Below are 19361 nucleotides of genomic sequence, written 5' to 3'. Positions count from 1 at the left end.
CGGCTATTCGGGTTTCCCATAGCGCTTCCCGTTCGGCTTTGGTCATAAGAAAAAATCCTCCTCATCGAGCTTATTTTTTGAGGAAGATTATCCCTTAAACTTGGGTATTGTGCCAAGGTGGGTTGTGTTTGACGCTTACTTTTTTTCTCTTCTTTTCGCCCGTCCAGGGAGCGCAAGGTAATGCCCGTCACCCTTTCGTTTCCTTCGATGCGCACCGTTTCGTACCCCACCAGTTTGGTCAGATTCGGCGCGTCTTTCACTTTATCGACGATAATGGGGTCCGCAGTCCATTCCACCAGGGAGACAACGTAGACCTGTTTGGCTATTTTGATCAAATCGTACGCTGCCGTAAGAGCCGAGTTGCCTCCCCCCACCACCGCCACATCCATACCGGCAAAAATAGGTGCATCGCAAACCGCGCAGTAGCTGACCCCCCGGCCCGTCAACTCCCTTTCACCGGGCACATTGAGCCGGCGGGGAGCCTTGCCGGAAGCTACAATCACCGTCCGGGAGCGAAATTCCTCGCCGCCGACAGTGCGGGTGACAAAATGACCGTTCTCCCGGGTTAGTTTAACTACTTCGGCTTCGACGCGCTCAACGGGGTATTGTTTTACATGGTCTTCAAACTTAGACAGCAATTCGGGACCGGTAATATATTGAAAACCGATATAGTTTTCTACTCCCGGAGCCCAGGCCATCTGGCCTCCGTATTGTTTTCCAATTAAGAGGGTAGACAGCTTTTTACGGGCCGCATATACAGCCGCCGTTAACCCTGCCGGGCCCATCCCGATAATGACCAGGTCGTACATTGCAAATTTCCCTCCTGTTTTTCCAGTTGCTCTGGCCATTATCTTTTCCCGGTGGGGAAAATTAATGCAAGCTTCTAAACTTAAACCTTGAAACTTGCGGTAATGTCCTTTAATTCAGTATTTGCCAGGTTAAATCGCCGGCAGCCATCAATTTGTAATCTTAAATTGCAGAGAAAGGCTGTTCAACCTGTCTACCACCCGGGCCAACCGGCGGGCTGCATTGGTTATTTCCGTCAGCTCCGTCATCTCTTTCTGGTCTTTCCCGGCGGTGGAGCAGTAGCTTTCCGTGCGGGCCAAAATAAGCTGGCTGCTTTTGGCCATCTCCATGGTGCTCAGCTGGACTGTCCGGAAAAGATTGGTCAGGTAGGCGGTCATGGTGTTAAACGCCTGGGCCAGGTTGCCCAGCTCGTCCTGCTTGCGTACCGGAACTTTATAGGCGAAATTGCCGGTGGCGATATGACGGGTAGCTTCCATTAAATCATTAATAGGCAGGCGTAAAACACGTTTGCTGATGATGTGTGCCAGCATGATTCCAGCATACAACGCTGCCAGCAAAACAAAAACCATGGTCAGGGCCAGGTTGCGCATGTATCTTTTTGTTCGTTCCTGATCCATCTGGATGTAAAAGTAGCCCAGCAAACTGCCTTCGGCAGTTCTTACCGGAGCGCTGAGCACCGGACCGGGGGAAACGCTTTTTTGAAAGATTCCTTCCGAAGAGCCCTCGGACACAGTTCTGCCAATTAAAAGGGTATTGGTATGAGCAACTATTTTCCCGCCGGAATTAACGATGGCCGCTTCCCCGATATCTTCATTCGCCTTCAGGTCGGAAAAGAGCTTGTTTAATAGCTGCGGGTCACCGGCCTGCAGCCACTCCGCCGCCAGGGCGGTAACGGCGGAGGCAACGGCCTCGCCTTTCTCTTTTATTTGAAGCTCCATGATTTGCTGGATACGGATGTAAGTAGAACAACCCACCGTAATGATTAGAAAAGAAATTAACAGGCCAAAGTAAATGCTTATTTTAGTGGCAATGGAAATTTTGCGCCCCGTTTTTTTCATTGCGGATCACCTCTTTTTCAGAAAAACTGAGCGTGTCCCCCGGTACTGTGCCGGTTTTCAAGAGAACGCCGGCGGGCAGCTCAACCACCCGGCGCGCCCCGGGCACCGGCATGGTGAACCGGTAAGGAGGCAGATTGACCAGGGTTTTGAGCACCGTCCCCTTTTCATCCAGAAAAGCCACATCAATATGCAAACGCAGAAAGCAGGTGTGGACGGCCCGGCATTTTTCCAGAACAAGAGCCTCGCCATGTTCCATCTTCCGCCTGCCCATAAGCCCCTTCAACCGTGACCAGAAGTTTGCCGCCACCCGCACATTCTGGGCCAGCAATGCGTTGCGGGTTAAATTACTCAAACGCATCCCTGTAAACCTCACCTGGTAAAAACTTTACTGATTTTGATCACCGCCGGCCCCAGGAGAACCAGGAATACGGCGGGAAATATAAAAAACACCATGGGGAAAAGCATTTTCACCGGCGCCTTCATCGCTCTTTCTTCGGCCCGCTGGCGCCTCTTGTTTCTCATTTGTGCCGACTGCACGCGCAGCACGTTGCCAATACTGATCCCCAACCGGTCGGCGACGATGATGGAACCGGCAAAGGAGGAAAACTCGTCCACCCCCAGCCTTTCGGCTGCATCCCGGAGGGCTTCACGCCGCGGCTTGCCCATGTTTATTTCCCGCAGTATTTGCGAAAACTCTTTGGCCAGCAGGCCTTTCTTTTTCTCCGCCACCTTCAAAAGGGCGCCGTCAAAGCCCAGGCCCGCTTCCACGCTTACGGTCAACAGGTCCAGCACATCCGGAAGTTCTTTTCTGATCAGTTCGGCGCGGTCCCGGATCCGGGCCTCAAGATAGAAGTTCGGCATGTGCCAGCCCAGCAGAACGCCCAGGAAGGAAAACAGGCAGGTTGGGACCGGCTCCAGGTGGACCACTCCGGAAAAGAAAAAGAAAAATACCCCGGCCGCTCCGGCGGCAAAGTACTTGAGCAAGGCGTACTCGCCGGCGCTCAGACCGCCCGGCCTCCCTGCCCGGTTCAGTTTCTCTTCCAGAACGGCAGTTTTTTCGGCCGGGATGAAAACACCGGCCAGGCCAATCATTTTTCTTAAAACCGGCCGGACCACCCTTTGCAAAAAGGGCGCCTTTAATTCCTGTTCCCGGAAAGATAAGGCGGGGGCTCCCAACACTTCCTCCAGCCTGTGGAAACTTTTAAGCGCTCCCCCCAAAGGGCGTGGTAAAGGCCCAGAAGAAAAAACGCAAAAGCCAGAAAAACCGCGGCCGCTGAAAGGATCATCAATAAGCAACCCCTTCCTGTCAAACGCTTATACGGACAATCCTTTTAATTAAAAACCATCCCAATAGCTCGGCCAGCACCGCCGCGCCCAGCATCATCCGCCCGGTAGGGTGGGTAAACAGGACACCGATATACCCTGGATTGATGAGCACCATTACAACAACCAGGAATACGGGCAACACACTGATGATTGTTCCGGAAAGGCGTCCCTGGGCAGTCAGAGCACGGATTTCCCCCTGAATACGCACCCTTTCCTGAATGGTCCGGGCAATCTTATCCAGCACCTCGGCCAGGTTCCCTCCCACCTGCCGCTGGATGAGCACGGCAGTAACCACCAGGGACAGGTCTTCGCTTTTCACTCTTTTAACCAGGCTGGTCAACGCCTCCTCCACCGGCGTGCCCAGGCTTAACTCCCTAAAGGTGCGTCCAAATTCCCGCCCGATGGGCGGCGGCATCTCCCGCTGGACCACTTCAATGGCCTGTATAAAACTAAAACCGGCGCGCAAAGAGTTGGCCATGATCAAAAGAGTATCGGCAATCTGGCCGTTAAAAAGCATCACCCGTCTTTTTGCGATTGCCTTTACCAGCCAGAAAGGCGCCGCCCCGGCGGCCAGCGCAGCCAGCACGGCCAGCTCCGGGCGCCCGGTCAGCGCAACAGCGATAACACCTCCCCCGGCCGCGCAAAACACGGCCAGGGCGACAAATTCTTCTCCTTTGAAAGGCAGATCAGCTTCGGCCAGCCGCCTGTCCGCGGCCATACTCAACACCCGCGGGGACAACCGGCCCGCGTGGGCGAGCAGCGATTTAAAGAAGTTATGGCGCAGGTCTTGATTAATCTTTTCCATCCGGCCGTTTCCGCCCGGGCCTCCCCGCCCGGCCAGTTCTTTTAGCCGGTCGGTGATAAACTTCTTCCGGGCCAGGATGAGTTGCTGCAGCCCCGGCGCAAGCAACGCTACGGACAGAAAAGTAAAAAGGGCAATAACCTTTAAATCCACGCCACTCACTCCTTTAGCGCAGCCAGAAAATATTCGGCGGCAGCTCGATCCCGCACACTTCCAGGCGGTCTATAAATTTTGGCCTGATCCCGGTGGCCCGGAACCGGCCGAGTATTTTTCCGTTGCCGTCCACGCCCGTCTGCTCGAAAAGAAAAAGATCCTGGAGGACGATCACGTCCCCTTCCATCCCCTGTACTTCCGTAATGTGGGTGACTTTTCGGGACCCGTCCTTAAGGCGCGCCATGTGCACGATCACATCGAGGGCCGAGGAAATCTGTTCCCTGATGGCACGCACGGGCAAGTCCACCCCCGCCATCAGCACCATGGTTTCCAGGCGCGAAAGAATGTCCCGGGGGGAATTGGCGTGCCCGGTGGTCAAAGAGCCGTCATGCCCCGTGTTCATGGCCTGCAGCATGTCCAGCGCTTCGCCGCTGCGCACCTCACCCACGATAATGCGGTCCGGGCGCATCCGCAAAGCGTTGCGCACCAGGTCCCGGATGGTTACCTCCCCCCGCCCTTCCATATTTGCGGGACGGCTTTCCAGGGTGACGACATGCTCCTGGCGCAGCTGCAGTTCGGCCGCGTCCTCAATGGTAATGATCCGCTCATCGGCCGGGATAAAAGAGGAGAGAATATTCAGCATGCTTGTCTTCCCGCTTCCCGTGCCTCCGGAGACAATCATGTTCAGGCGCGCACGCACACACGCTTCCAGGAAAAGGGCCATTTCTTCCGTAAGGGTGCCCAGCGACAGCAGATTTTCCACCGTGAGCGGATCCTGAAAAAATTTACGGATGGTAATGGTAGGCCCGTTCAAGGCCAGGGGAGGAATAATGGCGTTGACCCGGGAGCCGTCCGGCAACCGGGCGTCGACCATGGGGGAGCTCTCGTCTATTCTTCGCCCCAGAGGGGCCACGATTTTTTCAATCACGTGCATGACGTGCTGGTCGTCCCGGAAAGTAATGGGGGTGAGCTCCAGCCTGCCCCCACGCTCCACGTAGACCTGACGCGGCCCGTTGACCATTATTTCCGTAACTTCCGGGTCTTTCAACAGGGAGGTGATCGGGCCAAAACCAATCGCTTCATCGATAATCTCATTGATGATCCGCTGGCGGTCGGAACGGGAGACGTGCTGCCCGGATTCATCAATCAATCTGCCGACCAGGTCCCCGATCCTTTCAGCCACCGATTCGCGGCGGTCTCTTTTCTCCTGGGGCAGGTCCGCCAGTTCGGCGATAACTTTCTTGTGCAGGTCGACTTTAAGGTCCTGGAAGGGGTCTTTTGGGGAAACGGAAGAAGCCTGCCTGGCAGGCTGCATGCTTTTATTTACCTGTATAGCTCCGCCGGGTTCAAAAATTCTCCTGTTCTTCTGCTCAAACCTCGCAAAAAGGGACAACCCAATCACCTCTCTTCTATCTTAACGAAACGGGTTTCGCGGATGTTTTGAAAAACTTGCCCAACAGCGACTTCCGCTCACGATAATCGGCGCGGCTCTCCGGCACAATCCTGCCTTTTCCGGCCGCTTCTTCCTCCCCGCGCGTCAGCAACCCGGCCAGTTCAAATATGCTCTGGCTGATTGCGCTCCCCGCCTCGGCCAGAACGAAGGGCATTCCCCTGTTGATAGAGGGCAGGACGATTTTCTCTTCGGCAGGCACAGCATGCCAGAGGGAAAAATTTAAGCTTTTTTCGAGCTCGTTTGGTTTGAGCATATCCGGACGGGTCTTGTTCAAAATGAGCTTTATTTTGGAATGAAAGTTCAAGCGTTCGAGAATATCGATGTTCAGGCGTGCATGTTTCAAGGCCGGCAGATCCTGGGTAACCAGGACGAGAACCTGATCGGCGGCTTCCAGGGCGCCAACAACCACCTCATTTAAGTAAGCGCAAGTATCCACCACCACGTAGTCATAACTTTTCTTTAAAGTTTGCAAAATTACCGTCACCTGTGCTCCCGTAACCGTTTCTGCCTGCTCCGGGTCGGCTGGGGACAGCAGAGCATTGATCCCCGAAAAGTGGGGGGCAAGATAGCTCTCCAGAAGGGAGGGGTCCGCGTAATCAGGTTCCTGAATTACTTCGGTGACGGTTCCTTTGGTGGGCATATTCAGGAGCACCGCCGCGTCCCCGCCCGCCAGATCCAGATCAACCAGAACCACCTTTTGGCCCGTCCCCTGGGCCAGGGCGACGGCCAGGTTGCAGGCCAGGGTAGTGCGCCCTACGCCGCCTTTGGTGCTGAAAAGAGTGATCACTTTGCCGGGGATGCGGGCCGGTTGCGGGGTGGCGCCAGCAACCTGCCCGCCGCTAAAATGAACCTGCCTTTTCTTATGAAAAGCACCTGCTCTGCGGATTGTTTCGGCCAGCTCGCTGCTGTTAAAGGGCTTGACCAGGTAATCACGCGCCCCCGCAGCCATGGCCTTGCGCAGGTATTCCTGTTCCCCCTGGATGGAAATGATCACCACGGCAACTTCCGGAAACTGCATTGAGATCAGCTCCGTCGCCTGAATACCGTCCATCCTGGGCATGTTGATATCCATCAAAACCACATCCGGCTGCAGGGTTTCGGTAAGGCGCAGGGCTTCCTCCCCGTCGGCGGCTTCCCCGACTACTTTGATATCTTCCTCAAAGTAAAGAAGGCGTTTAATGTCCTCCCTGGTGCCGGCAATGTCGTCGGCAATTAAAACTTTGGTCGTATCCAATTAACTCACCTCCCGAATCAGAAAGCTAGCGCACGAGATGTCCCAGCCGGGCAGACGGGAGGGCCACTTCCGCTCCATCACCGGGTGAACGCAGCAGCAGGCGAACGGACCCCCTTTCGGCGGCCAGGATCAGCGTCTGTGCCTGTTGCGGGGTAACCTCCAGAGTAACCGTTTGAGTCTGTACAGACTTACTGTTGTTTTTGACCGGGTTCGGGTCCGCGGACTGGTTGACGGCCAAAACATTTACATTTTGAATGAGCAGGGAAGTAACAGTTTCCCTGGCGCTTCCTGAAGGCACATCCACCGTACCCGCCACGTCCACCCTGTCCCCGGGCCGTAAGAGCCCGGCGACGCCAGAAACATCGTTGACGGCAATGGTGGCCGCCCTTTTTCCGGCACTAACCAGAAAGGCCAATCCCTGGGAAGGATCTTTGGGTCCGGCTATTTTCGCCTTTAAAATCTGCTCTCCGGGATAGATTACGGTGGTGGTAATTTTGCCCACCACTTCTTCCCGCTTCGCAAGCGCTTCCTTATGGATGTAAGAAGACGGTATCTCCTTGACCTCCAGCATATTTTCTGTAATCTTTGTCTGGGGTGGGATTTTTTCCCGGGCCAGGACCACCGGTCGAAAATCACCGGTGCTCTGGTAGGTGGCCTTTAACTGCTGAAGATAGGTATAAACTCCATATGCTGCCACAAGGCCAAAAATTACGGCCAGGATAAGGAACAGGTTAACTTTCCCGCGCAACAAGCGTAAAGCCCCCTTTCGCGCTGTTCACTGCCCGGGCTACTCCAGCAATCTCACCGCATAAAGGCCGGTATCCGGAGGCCGGGAAAAATCCGCCTCTCCTTCCACCGTGGTGCAAATAAAATACCCGTGTATTTCGTCCTTTTCTGAATCGGCCCGGTCGACAAAAAAGGCGGCAAAGCCCTCTACTTTTACCTGGCTTCTCCCGTAGAGCGTACCGCCGGGATCGTAAACGGGAATAATCAGGATTTTCGGGCAGCCCGGCTCAAAATGGTCCACCGTGCAGTTGTTTTTGCAGCGGGCCAGCCGCTCGTCGATGCCCTCGGTAGGGCCGCTCATGTTGCCCGGCTCGGTCGTGACCAGGTCTCCTACCGCGATCTCGCCGCTGTATCCATAAATCAAGTTCTGCCGGTAAGTGCTCGACCCGGTGCCGCCCAGGGCCAGGGCGCCGAAATTTCCGGGATAGGCGGGATCCCCGTATTTTAAAGTGTACCTTTTTCCAAATTGAAAGTTCTGTTTGGGCACCAGCAAAGGGGCAACCCCCCGGCAAGAGGTAACACCCGCCACGGCGGCGGAAGCGGCGGCCTGCACTTTTCCGGATGTATACCCCAGCAGCCGGGCCAGGATGAAGTCCACTTCTTTCTCGGCGGTTACCTCAACCACCTTCAGCCCGGACGGGCTGTTGGAAATAGAAACCGTCAGCCCCGCGGGATCGGCCCCGTTTTGCAGCGCGTATTGCTCGGCGCAGCTTTTAGCGACCGCTTCGTCGCCGCTCCCGGCGGGAGACAGCTCCGCAGCGCCCGCCAGCGCCGCAGCGTCCACGGCGTTAATCAGGCGCTGCTTGTTTAAGCTATACAGGCCGAAATCGGTGACCAGGGCGGCAAAACCGAGCAGGCCCAGCATCATCAGGGAAACCAGAACGAAAGCACCGCCCCTTTCATCCGCCGCCAGACGGGAAAGAACTTTTTTAATCATCGGCAGGCTCCTTTCACTCCACCCGCATCGTGGTAGCGGCTTTAATGGTGAAGGGATCCGGCAGCAACGCACTGATCAGGGGAATGACCAGGTCCACGGGATAAGTCACCGTCACCGTGAGCATGTCCCCCCGCCCGTAACTCTCGGGTTCCAGCAAAACGTCCAGGGAATTGGCGTCCAGCGACGGTGCAGAAGCGATTACCTTCTCGCGCACCCCATCGTAAGTCTCCCCTACCACGGCGACCCGGGCACCCTCGCGGCTGGCACCGGTGATCACCAGATAAGCATGGAAAATGCGCCCGAATTCAATAATTCCCCCTAAAATCAACAACAACACCGGAAGCAACAGGGCCAGTTCCACCATCGCCTGCCCTTTTTGCGAGCGGATAATTTTTTTCCACATCCGGCAGCTCACCTCAAAATAAACGCAAACAAATAGGCCGCAAAAACGCCTGCTAAAATGGCGGCCCCGAAGGGAATCGCGTCACCCGGCGCGGCCTGTTCCAGGGGAGTTAAGGCGTACTGGGCGGGAACCCGGGCAAGGCGAAGGAGGGCAGCGCATCCGATCGCCCGCAGGGAGAAAAGCAGGCGCCCCTGCCTGATCAGCAAAACACAGGACATCAGGCCGCCGGCCAGCGCCGCGCCCAAAAAAACGAAAAGGGTAAATTGCGGCCCCTTGATCATCCCGATCGTGGCCAGCAGCTTCACATCTCCCGCCCCCATCTGGCGCATGGCAAAGGGGATCAAGAGAAGCAACAGGCCGGTCAAAAAACCGGCCATCCCCTCCGCCAGGCCTTTTGGACCATGAAAATACAACTGCATGCCGGCGCCGATGAGGGCAAAGGGCAACAACACTTTATTGTATATTTTGTTCCAGCGCAGATCCGTGTACAGGCAGATGGCCGTGAGCACGATCACGAGAATGTCAAAAGAAATCATCATGTGACAAACCCGCCGAAACCACCTTATTGGACTTTTCCACCCTCGGTACTGAGCTTGCCACCAATCTTGTTAAAAATTTCGTTGATGCCGCCCGACAAAATTCCTAAGGCCGCAATGGCCGCAATGGCCACCAGCGCCAGGATCAACCCGTACTCGGCCATCCCCTGCCCGCTCTCTTCCTTCACCAGACGGGTCACTAAATTCCGCATGTAAAAACACCACCCTTTCTTTTTCTTCTGATTCTACCACCGGTAGACTTTTTACACATCGCACAGGCGTCTTATTTCAAGTTGTGATTTTGGTCTTAATTTCCATAGGACCGGAGTCCCAAAAAAAAAGGGCGAAAGGCCCTTTCACACCTGCACCAGCTTGTTTTTGATGGCGTAAAGCACCGCCTGCGTTCGATCATTAACGTTTAACTTTTGAAAGATATTGGTCAGGTGGTTTTTCACCGTCTTTTCGCTGATGAAAAGTTTTTGGGCGATGCTTTTGTTGCTTTCCCCCTGGGCGAGCAGCTGGAGGATTTCCAACTCCCGGTTGGTCAGAATATTTCCCGCTTTCCCCGTCCGGCGGTTGAACTCCTGAAAAACTTTCGCCGCCAGCCGGGGCGAAATAAAGGATTCCCCGCGGGTTACACCCAAAATGGCTTCCAGCAATTTGTCCGGGCTCACGTCCTTTAACAGATAGGCCGAGACCCCGGCCCGGATCAGCTCAAATAAGTATTCTTCCTGGTCATGGATGGTTAAGGCGATAACTTTGGTGCCGGGCATTTCCGTTTTAATTAACTTGCAGGCGGTAATGCCGTTCATGCCGGGCATATTGACGTCGAGGAGTACAACGTCCGCCCCCGTCCGGCGAGTCAACTCCACGGCCTGCTCCCCGCTTTCCGCTTCCCCGGCGATAATCACGTCCGGCGCCAGGGAAAGGATCCTGCGCAGGCCCTCCCTGATCAAAGGGTGGTCATCCGCAATAACAACCTTGATCGTCAAGTACGCCCCAACTCCTTTTTCAAGACTTTCCAACTATTCCTGCAGCGGAACCGTTACATATACCGCAGTCCCCCTGCCCGGGGCCGTGTTGATTTGTACAGAACCGTTTAGAAGCTGTGCCCTTTCGCGGATATTGATCAGCCCGTAACCTTCCGGGCGGCTGCTATTTTTTACTTCCTCAAGATCAAAGCCTTTCCCGTCATCCCTGACCAAAAGGTTTACCCTCTCCGGCAGGACCTCCATTTTGATCAGTACGCTGTGGGCCGCCGCGTGCTTGCGCACGTTATTCAGGCATTCCTGGACAATCCGAAATAACGTTACCTCCGTAGAAACGGGCAGTCGCCGGTCCTGTCCAAAAAAGGAAAATTCGGCGGCTATTCCGTACTGCTCCCGAAAATCGGCCACATAACGCTTTAAGGCCGCCACCAGCCCCAGGTCGTCCAGTACCATCGGCCGCAGGTCAAAGATGATTTTGCGCACGTCCTGCAGGCTTTGCCGGACGAGCTCCCGCAGGGCATTAAGCTCTTCCTTCAACCTGGCGGGATCGATTTCTAATAGTTTAAGACAAAATTCTGCCCGCATGACGATGTTGGCCATCATTTGCGCGGGTCCGTCATGTATTTCCCGGGCGACGCGCTTGCGTTCCTCTTCCTGGGCCCTGATTATGCTGACCCCGAGATCGTGGAGCTGCTGCAGTTCCCCTACTTTCAGCGACACCTGCTGCAGGTTGTTGCTGAGGTAATTAATGGCCGTGCTCAGGTGGGCAAGGGTACTTTCCACTTTGGCCAGGCTGGTTTTCATGTGCCTTAAGTTTATTTCCAGCTGATCCCGGCGGAAGCGGAGCATTTTTTCCTGATTACGCAGGTCGCTTAAACGGAGTTGCAAATTTTGGGCCTTTTCGTAGGCGCTTTTGATATCTTCCTCCCGGTAGCGCTTGAAATCCCTGCTTACTTCCATGAGGTGAATGCGCGCCTTTTTCTCCCTTATTTCCAGATCATCCACCTGGTCGATGGTCTTCCTCAGTTCCTCGATCACCTGCTGCAACTCTTGCTGGATGCGGTTGCATTCAATCTGCGTGGCTTCCGCGATCTCGAAAATCTGGCTCTTTCCATTTTCCATGGCGGCAAGAGTATCTTTGATCACCCTGTCCAACGCTGAAATGTCGAACAAACTCTTTCACCCCGCCCCGTTTCACCAAGAACTGCCTCTTTTTGTATAATAATATGGTACTTTTCTCCACCATCAAAAATAGTCCTTCCAGATGCTTAAAGAAAAGCTGGTGCCGGGAGGATAAAAGAACTTCCATCCATGTACCTCCCGGCACTACTTTCTAGACCAGCAGCTCCACAATATCCCTGTCCTGCAAGACGTATTCCTTCGGCACACTCTGGCCGGGGAAACGGGCCGACCCCCAGATTCGTGCTCCACGCAAGGTTTTCACAAAATCCTTGTGGATGTTCCCGGCCAAATCCAAAACATTGCTGCCACGGGGTAAAATAAAGGGGCGGGTGAGGTCCGGTTCTTTGCCCGGGGACCTGGTAAAAATGCGAATTACTTCTAAAGCTGAATATAGCCTGGTTTTGAGCTGTTCCAGGTTAAGACCTGCTGCTGCAGAAACCGGTAATATTTCCAGGTCAGGCGGCAGCAGTTCTTGCAGCAGTGAAAGATTTTCCCTCCCCTCGGGCTGTTCCGCTTTGTTAGCAGCTATAATCAAGCGGTGCGGCGGTACCGCCCTGACACCGGGTGGAATCTCACTGCGGATGATCTTGCGTTCGGTTAATAACCGCAGGGAATTCTCCAATTGATCCAAACAGTCACCGGCACAGCTGTCTATTACCAGCAGCAGGGCATCGGCGTTGCGCAGTAAGCCGGCCAGCCCGGGAGGAAACCCTTCGGCGATAATGGGCGGGGTATCAACCAGCTGGACGTATATTTCTTCGTAAGGCATCATGCCGCTAAAAGGAATAGTAGTGGTAAAAGGGTAATCCGCTACCTTCACCCTGGCTCTGGTTAAAGCACCAACCAGGGCTGATTTGCCGCTATTGGGATAACCCACCAGGGCCACCTGCCCGGCTCCCTGTTTTTCAATATGGAAGGGGTCGTGCCGGCTGAGAGTGGTTTTCTTTTGTCCTTCTTCCCGCAAACGGGCCAGCCGCCGTTTAATGTCGGCCTGCAGCTTTTCCGTACCCTTGTGCTTAGGGATTACGGCCAGCATTTCCTCCAGGGCAGCGATTTTTTCCTCAATAGTTGTGGCATTGCGAAAAGCTTCTTCCGCAGCGTGATACTGGGGGGTCAGGTTGGCAGGCACTGGCTATTCCCCCTTTTTAAAATATTGAAAAGGGTTTGGCTTCAGTTTAGCTTAAAAACCGGGATAAGGCAATCAGGGGATGGTTGGGGGTTCACACGGGTCGCTTTAAGACTTCCGGCGCTAAACTCTCTTATGCCGCCCGGCGCTTGCGGCCTGTTTGCATAAACAGGTGCTTTCCATCCGTGCGCAAGATCACCGCCCCATCCTGATCGGTGCGGTAAACCTGCACCGGCAACCGGGCCAGGCGTTCCAGCGTTTCCGGGGCGGGATGCCCGAAATTGTTATGCCGTCCCACGGAAATCACCGCCACGGCCGGGTGCGTTTTTTCCAGAAAAGAACGTAGGAGGTAACGGCTGCCGTGGTGGGGTATTTTGAGCACGGTACACCCCAGATTAACGCCCGCATCCATGAGGGCCTGCTGGGCTTCCACCTCAATATCCCCGGTAAGCAGCAGCACTTCTTCCCCGTAACGAATAAGCAGCACCAGCGAGGCGTTGTTCAAATCAGACCGGGTGCCGGAAAGCAGCGGGCGGGGTGGCCCCAGTACCTGGATATCCAAAGCCGGATCCAGGTGCAGGCGGTCCCCGGCCCCCGTTGCCTTCACAGGCACGCCCCGGGCGGCCAGTCCGGCCAGCAGGGCACGATAGGTTAAAGGGACCTTGTCCGAAAATTTGCCGGTGAAAACGGAAGAGTTTCCTGTCTCTCCTACCGGTGACACCAGGGCCAGGTCAACTGGAAAGGCCTCGATCACCGCCCTCATTCCCCCGGCGTGATCCTCGTGGGGATGGGTGATCACCAGCACGTCCAGGCGCCTGACACCCAGCCGGCGCAGGTACGGCACCACCACCTTCTCCCCGGCCCCTTCCCCCGAGTCCAATTCCCCCGGCCAGCCCCCGGCATCCACCAGCATGTTTTTGCCGCCGGGAGTCTGAACGAGAATGCTGTCCCCCTGACCCACATCGATGAAATGGACCACCAGCTGGTTTTCCCCGGAACTTTTGAACTGAAAGAGGCCTATTAAAAGTCCTCCACCCAGGAAAGCCACCGGCAATAAGCGGCGATGGCGGCTGAAAAACTGGCGCCCAAGAACCCGGCCATCCTTTGAAACAAGCAACACACCCAAAAACAAAAGGGGATACCAGGCCACCACCAGGAGGAGAGAAGGCGTTGGAACATGGAGCACGGCACCGGGTAAATCCCGGCAAAGGGAAACCAAACTTATAAAAACGTCCAGCAGCAGGGAGGTGCTGGTATTGATCAGGCCGGCCAGGGCGGGAATAACCAGGCCCAGGAAGGCAGCCGCCGTACCCAGGGCAAGGATCAACCCGGTGAGAGGCACTGCCGCCAGGTTGGTTAATAAAGATACCAGGGAAATTAAATTGTAGTACCAGGCTATCAGGGGCAGGGTGGCCAGCTGGGCGGCCAGGGAAACCCAGAGGGTTGCCCTTAACCACGTGTGCCGGATGATATTTTTCAACAGCCCGTCCAGCACCGGTCCCAGGTAAAGGATACCCCAGGTGGCAGCAAAGGAAAGCTGAAAGCCAATGTCGTAGAGGGAGAGGGGCCTGGCCACGAGGCTGACCAGGGCGGCCGCGGCCAGGGTGGTAGGCCAGTCCCTTACCCGGCCCAGGTGGTGGGCCCAGAGAAACATGAGGGCCATAAGGGTGGAACGGGTCACCGCCGGACCCAAACCACACAGGGTGGCGTACAGGAGCAATATCCCTGTGCCTACAGGAGCGGTAAGGAAAAGGGGCAGGTGCAGTAACCTGACCGCAGCCAGCACCCCGGCCAGAACGAGGCCTACGTGTAAGCCGCTGACGCTTAAGATGTGGACCACGCCGGATTCACTGAAAAGCTGCCAGGTCTTCCGGTCTATCTGCCCCTGGCTGCCAAAGACAATTCCGTTTAAAAGGGCCGCTTTCTCCGGCGGCAGGGTCGCCCGGCTAACCGCGAGGAGTTTTTCCTTAACCCGCAGAACCGCCCGCACTACCGGGTGCCCGCCTACCCCAAGCTTATGAATGGAAGCGGGATCCCGCACCATGAGGACCGCACCGACACCCCGGCGGGCCAGGTAAGCGCGATAGTCAAACCCCCCGGGATTGCCCGGGTCGGGGGGCCGTGTAAGCAAACCATGCAGACGCAAACGGTCCCCGTAGGAATAAACCGACCCCGGCACGGCGGCCCGCACAAGCACCAGCCCCTGGAGCTCCCGGGCCTCCCGCCCCAGGGAAATCCTCTGCACATCCAGTAAGTAGTAAACCCGGTCCGAACGGACATCCGCCTCCTGGCTGACGGTGCCCTCCAGGGTCACCCAGTGTCCGGCATACTCATCAAGGACGGGGTTGACACGGCAAGCCGCCAAAGTGGCCCAGGCGAAACCCAGGGCCAGGAACAGGTTTAAAATAACCCACCGGTTAAAAGACAAGTGAAAAAAATACCCCAGCAAGGCCGCAATAAACAGGGCACCACAAATTAATAGGGCCGTGTTGGGGGACAACTCCCAACTACCCGCCAGGAAAATGCCGGCTGCAAAAGCCAGGGTTAAATACACCAAGGGCCTGGAAACCAACAACGACACCCCAAAATGACAGGTAGTAACAAGGGAATTGTTCGCCGCTGGGTTCCATCTTCCTTCGCGTAAAATAAAAGAAGCTGCGACCGCTTCACCCTGTCAACAGCCTCACCTGTCGTTATGGTATTAACGCCGTGAAATTATACTCCGACGGGATCGTACTCAATGCAAAAACAATCGACACCCCTGGATACGGGCAGCGTTTCAGCAACCTGCCAGCCGCCAATCCGGGGGCAACCATAACCGGCCCTATTCCGGCAGGAATGGTTTGCCCCGGCACCAACCCGAACCCGGACCGGTCGTATACCGACTTTAAAAACCGGCAATTACTTCTCTCTGCTGCCAGTTTAGCAGGGGTCTGTGCAGGGCCAGTGGGAGAGTCAACCGGGATAAAGACAGCTCGCTATCTCTTCCCCGCAGTTCTTCCTCGCCCCATTGCCTACCCCTTTCCAGAGGGCAGTACCATTCGACCAGATAGAGTAAATCCCTTTTTTCTTTTAACTTTTGAAAATCAATTCCGGCCGTCAACACTGGCACCACCCCCCTTTGTTAAGATTACGTTAATATTTTGTTAATACCATATTAAGACTCACTGCCAAATGTGTCAATAGCAGGATTTAAATTTTTCTTGTATACGCAATCAGACGATTGAGGCATCCTAATCTCAGGGGTGATCTAATGGGTCACAAGAAGGACAACGACAAGCTGCGTACGGAAAGGCAACTGGATAGGCTTAAGTGGGAGACGGCCAGGGAACTGGGCCTGGAGGATGATCTGGTCAATGCCGGGGATGAGTTGACCGTGCGAGAAGCAGGCAAAATTGGCGGCAACATGGTGCGCAAGCTGGTGAAGGCCGGAGAAGAGGCACTGGCCGAAGAAGGGGATCGCAAAGCCCGTTTGAACCTTCAGGATGACTTTTAGGTGGCGGTCAAGCCTAAAATATAGCGTAACAAACTGGGCGGCGGTCGCTCTTTAAGGGATCGCCGCCCGTGCAGTTTTTGGTTTTGCGACGGTTCCTATGTGACGCTTAAAAAACGTTTGAACCCGGCTGCTGAAGTGCCGGGTTGCTTTTTTACACCAAAAACTCATGTCTTGCAGCGGCTACCCGCTGCAGGTATTGCTGCGTTTCCCGGTAGGGAGGCACGCCGCCGTAACGCTGCACCGCCCCCGGACCGGCGTTATAGGCCGCCAGGGCCAGGTTGACATTGCCTCCGAAACGCTCCAGCAGGGATTTCAAATAACGGGCGCCCCCCTCCAGGTTTTCCCGGGGGTCCCACGGGTTTTGCACTCCTAGAACCGCAGCCGTGGCGGGCATGAGCTGCATCAACCCCTGCGCCCCGGCAGGGGAAAGGGCAAAGGGATTGAACCCCGATTCCACCTTGACCACTGCCTTGAGCAACGCCGGTTCTAAACCGTACTTTTTAGCCACATCGTTGATCAGGGCATCGAGCCCACCGGCATTGACCGGTCGGCCATTGTTGTTACCGGCGGGAAGGGTCTGCTGCCCGTTCTCCTCTTGTGGCAGCAAGGAGTTAAAAACAACCCACAGGGACGATAAAAGTTCCCTGCTGCCCGCTGCCAGTAAAAAGAAAGGCAATAGCAACTCCGTGATATTTTTATCATCTATCTGTTTTCCCTTCCCGTCCCTCGTATTGCCGGCGGACGATTCCAGGGCAGCTGCCAGCAGCAGGGCAAAGGATTCCCGCGGACCATGGAGCTTTCCTACTTGCCAGTTGCCCTGACTGTTACCAACTTGATTAAGTGGGCTTAGCAGTGGAACAAACACTCTGTTTCCTCCAAGTTTATCTTAAATTTGGCGAAACGGGGACCGGCCAGGCGCTCATTAGGAAGTGCATTGTGCCCTGCTGCAAAGGATTTAAAAGGCTAATAAACAGTTATGTAGTCCTTGAGCTGTTCAAACCTTTTATCCCCGATGCCGGAAACATTTTTAATGTCCTCGGGCACTTTAAAAGGTCCGTTGGTTTCCCGGTACTGGATGATGCGCTGGGCCAGGGAGGGTCCAATCCCGGGCAGGGTTTCCAGTTCCTTTTGGTCGGCCGTGTTGATATTCACCAGCGTACCGCCCCCGGAAGCCGGTGAATCACCGGATGGTTGAGCAAAAGGATTATTGCGCAAGGTGGCACTAACGGGAGCAGAACCAGACATGTTCTGCAAAGGCACCGCGCCACCGGTTAAACCAGGTTGTTTTGCCGGTACAACCAGTTTTTGGCCATCGGCCAGGGGTGCGGCCAGATTTAATAAATCGAGATCTGCTTCCGGACGGGCAACGGCCATTTGAACCGCATCCTGCACCCTCGCACCGGCTGAAAGGCGATATACTCCCGGCTTTTCCACTGCACCGGCAACATGAACCACCAATTCTTTTGCTTCAAGGTTCTCCGAAGGATTTAGTTGTTCCAATGCCGGTTTGCTTTCAGCAGTGGCCCGCTGCTGCCATAAGGCATAGCGATAGCCACCACCAAAAATCAGTATGGCTGTAACGATCAAAATAATTAGCTGGTGGCGCCTTGTAATTTCAAACACCAGTTTCGCCCCGCCTTATTTTCACCAGTTAGTTCTACTTTAAAATGCATATTCCTTCTTTTCTGTAAAAATAAAGCTAGATCTAAACTTCACTAATAACGGGAACTCTATTCTAGACCGTAATAACTACTAACTACTTAACTCGCCGTAAGTGGGCTGTTTATCTCATCCTTAAATCCTAATTTTCATTAATAAACAGCCGGCCATCGGTGCCCAGCGTGGCCAGAAAAACCTGCTCTGGCTTCAACCCGGCCGCGGCCAGGCGTTCCTTTAGCCATGCCTCATCGAGGCCGACCAAACGCAGGTTGTCCTTTAATACCTGCCCATCCATCACCAGCACAGCCGGCAAACCTTCATAACTGGTTGGTAAGCCCAGATCCTCAGGTGTAACGGGACGTTTTTGAGATTTAGGGATTACGCTCAGCTTGCCCGAAGTTTCCAGCACCCCGAACTCCACGTCACCCACATTAACAATTCCCTTCTCCCTGAGCTGGGCCAAAAGGTCGTTTAAATTATAGCGCGCCCGGCGCAGTTCATCCTTAATAATGCGCCCGTTTTTGATTACCACCTGGGGTTCACCGTCCAGCAACCGGCGCAGGAAGGGACTGTGCAGGGCCATGTAACTGAGCACGACTTCCAGAATTCCCAGGGTAACCAGGGGAATGACCCCTCTCCATAAGGGAATACTGGTGGACTCCATGGGAATGGCCGCCAGTTCGGCAATAATGATGGCTACCACAAAATCAAAAGGCGAAAGCTGACCAATTTCCCGCTTGCCCATCAGGCGAACTACCAGCAGTACAATAAAATATATTAACACCGTACGGTAAATTGATAATAGCATTAACCCGGCCTCCCGCTCCTCTAGTTTGGCCCCGGGTAAGGCCGGGTTATTCTTTGAAAGTCAATTCAATGGAGCTGACCCGGATCCACGCATCCGGCCAGGATTTCCTGCAATTTTTCCAGTTCCTCCCCCGGGTGGGACCCCTGCAGAGGTGGGACTACCTGGGCCACCTGTCTGATCAACACATCGAACCCCCGGTAGGCCTGGCGGATAACCAGGGCTTTGGACGGGGAAATTTTTGTCTCCTGGCCAACCAGGTCCCAGTCGGTGACGACAGTGAGGTCTTTATGACGCACAGCGGGCAGAATATCCCACATTTCCGGGGTGAAACCGATGGCCACTTCGTGCCCGCCGTCCCAGTTTAAGTCCAGCGTGACCAGATAGTTCTGGCCATCAATGGGTACCAGTTGCCAGCCAAAACGGTAAGGAACCATTTCGCCCCGGTTAAAGCGCCGGAAAAGCGGTTCAAGCTCATCCTCCAGCGCCGAAACCATTACGATCATCCCGTGCTCCGATTCGCCAATAAAATCCGGCAAGGCAATCTCCCGCAAAACCCACACCTCCACCACCTGTTAACAACAGCAGGATTAAAACCCGTACGGAAAG

At 55.0% G+C, this 19361-nt stretch carries 22 protein-coding genes; 1 reads left to right on the top strand and 21 read right to left on the bottom strand.

Annotated features, from left to right (window positions below; genetic code table 11):
- The 17 genes from D7024_RS04000 to D7024_RS03920 all read right to left on the bottom strand — a co-directional run.
- A partial coding sequence (locus D7024_RS04000) for an NAD(P)/FAD-dependent oxidoreductase (protein ID WP_243113687.1) occupies positions 1–809 on the bottom strand: 809 nt, incomplete at its 3' end.
- Positions 810–956: 147 nt separating this feature from the next.
- Complete coding sequence (locus D7024_RS03995; protein WP_121450631.1) at positions 957–1865, bottom strand: HAMP domain-containing protein; 909 nt, start codon at positions 1863–1865, stop codon at positions 957–959.
- On the bottom strand, positions 1828–2223 hold the full coding sequence (locus D7024_RS03990; protein WP_121450630.1) for a DUF192 domain-containing protein: 396 nt from the start codon (positions 2221–2223) through the stop codon (positions 1828–1830). The genes D7024_RS03995 and D7024_RS03990 overlap by 38 nt, the downstream gene beginning before the upstream one ends.
- An 11-nt stretch (positions 2224–2234) precedes the next feature.
- Positions 2235–3044 carry a type II secretion system F family protein gene (locus tag D7024_RS03985; protein ID WP_243113686.1) on the bottom strand — a complete coding sequence of 270 codons (810 nt, stop codon included), beginning with the start codon at positions 3042–3044 and terminating at the stop codon, positions 2235–2237.
- Between the two features lie 127 nt (positions 3045–3171).
- Positions 3172–4146, bottom strand: coding sequence for a type II secretion system F family protein (locus D7024_RS03980; RefSeq protein WP_121450629.1), 975 nt, complete (start codon positions 4144–4146; stop codon positions 3172–3174).
- 13 nt (positions 4147–4159) lie between these two features.
- Positions 4160–5539, bottom strand: a complete 1380-nt coding sequence (locus D7024_RS03975; protein ID WP_121450628.1) for a TadA family conjugal transfer-associated ATPase — start codon at positions 5537–5539, stop codon at positions 4160–4162.
- Between the two features lie 16 nt (positions 5540–5555).
- On the bottom strand, positions 5556–6833 hold the full coding sequence (locus D7024_RS03970; protein WP_121450627.1) for a CpaE/TadZ family protein: 1278 nt from the start codon (positions 6831–6833) through the stop codon (positions 5556–5558).
- Between the two features lie 25 nt (positions 6834–6858).
- Positions 6859–7584 (bottom strand): Flp pilus assembly protein CpaB, encoded by a 726-nt coding sequence (gene cpaB / locus D7024_RS03965; RefSeq protein WP_121450626.1) that lies wholly within the window; start codon positions 7582–7584, stop codon positions 6859–6861.
- 36 nt (positions 7585–7620) lie between these two features.
- Positions 7621–8556 (bottom strand): pilus assembly protein TadG-related protein, encoded by a 936-nt coding sequence (locus tag D7024_RS03960; protein ID WP_121450625.1) that lies wholly within the window; start codon positions 8554–8556, stop codon positions 7621–7623.
- A 13-nt stretch (positions 8557–8569) separates the two neighbouring features.
- Positions 8570–8959, bottom strand: a complete 390-nt coding sequence (locus tag D7024_RS03955) for a TadE/TadG family type IV pilus assembly protein (RefSeq protein ID WP_121450624.1) — start codon at positions 8957–8959, stop codon at positions 8570–8572.
- An 8-nt stretch (positions 8960–8967) separates the two neighbouring features.
- Positions 8968–9498 carry an A24 family peptidase gene (locus D7024_RS03950; protein WP_121450623.1) on the bottom strand — a complete coding sequence of 177 codons (531 nt, stop codon included), beginning with the start codon at positions 9496–9498 and terminating at the stop codon, positions 8968–8970.
- Between the two features lie 23 nt (positions 9499–9521).
- Positions 9522–9707, bottom strand: a complete 186-nt coding sequence (locus D7024_RS03945; RefSeq protein ID WP_121450622.1) for a Flp family type IVb pilin — start codon at positions 9705–9707, stop codon at positions 9522–9524.
- Positions 9708–9851: 144 nt separating this feature from the next.
- Positions 9852–10487, bottom strand: a complete 636-nt coding sequence (locus D7024_RS03940; protein WP_121450621.1) for a response regulator — start codon at positions 10485–10487, stop codon at positions 9852–9854.
- A gap of 33 nt (positions 10488–10520) precedes the next feature.
- Positions 10521–11657 carry a sensor histidine kinase gene (locus tag D7024_RS03935; RefSeq protein WP_121450620.1) on the bottom strand — a complete coding sequence of 379 codons (1137 nt, stop codon included), beginning with the start codon at positions 11655–11657 and terminating at the stop codon, positions 10521–10523.
- A gap of 160 nt (positions 11658–11817) precedes the next feature.
- Positions 11818–12795 (bottom strand): GTPase, encoded by a 978-nt coding sequence (locus tag D7024_RS03930; protein ID WP_121450619.1) that lies wholly within the window; start codon positions 12793–12795, stop codon positions 11818–11820.
- Between the two features lie 130 nt (positions 12796–12925).
- On the bottom strand, positions 12926–15364 hold the full coding sequence (locus D7024_RS03925) for a DNA internalization-related competence protein ComEC/Rec2 (protein WP_165859258.1): 2439 nt from the start codon (positions 15362–15364) through the stop codon (positions 12926–12928).
- 315 nt (positions 15365–15679) lie between these two features.
- Positions 15680–15898, bottom strand: a complete 219-nt coding sequence (locus D7024_RS03920) for a hypothetical protein (RefSeq protein WP_121450617.1) — start codon at positions 15896–15898, stop codon at positions 15680–15682.
- Between the two features lie 147 nt (positions 15899–16045).
- Here D7024_RS03920 and D7024_RS03915 point away from each other — a divergent pair, with 147 nt between their 5' ends.
- Positions 16046–16288, top strand: a complete 243-nt coding sequence (locus tag D7024_RS03915) for an alpha/beta-type small acid-soluble spore protein (RefSeq protein WP_121450616.1) — start codon at positions 16046–16048, stop codon at positions 16286–16288.
- A gap of 151 nt (positions 16289–16439) precedes the next feature.
- On the opposite strand, the gene D7024_RS03910 is transcribed toward D7024_RS03915, so the two are convergent.
- The 4 genes from D7024_RS03910 to D7024_RS03895 form a co-directional block, all read right to left on the bottom strand.
- Positions 16440–17153, bottom strand: a complete 714-nt coding sequence (locus D7024_RS03910; protein ID WP_243113685.1) for a lytic transglycosylase domain-containing protein — start codon at positions 17151–17153, stop codon at positions 16440–16442.
- Between the two features lie 98 nt (positions 17154–17251).
- Complete coding sequence (locus tag D7024_RS03905; RefSeq protein ID WP_121450615.1) at positions 17252–17911, bottom strand: ComEA family DNA-binding protein; 660 nt, start codon at positions 17909–17911, stop codon at positions 17252–17254.
- 178 nt (positions 17912–18089) lie between these two features.
- On the bottom strand, positions 18090–18755 hold the full coding sequence (locus D7024_RS03900) for a DUF421 domain-containing protein (protein WP_121450614.1): 666 nt from the start codon (positions 18753–18755) through the stop codon (positions 18090–18092).
- Positions 18756–18820: 65 nt separating this feature from the next.
- The gene (locus D7024_RS03895) at positions 18821–19306 is read right to left on the bottom strand and encodes a hypothetical protein (RefSeq protein WP_121450613.1); all 486 of its coding nucleotides are present in this window, start codon (positions 19304–19306) and stop codon (positions 18821–18823) included.
- Positions 19307–19361 lie beyond the last annotated feature (55 nt).

It is taken from the genome of Desulfofundulus salinus, assembly GCF_003627965.1.
Taxonomy (GTDB): domain Bacteria; phylum Bacillota; class Desulfotomaculia; order Desulfotomaculales; family Desulfovirgulaceae; genus Desulfofundulus; species Desulfofundulus salinus.
The sequence above is the reverse complement of the archived record's forward strand: the minus strand, read 5'-3'. Positions and strand labels throughout refer to the sequence as shown.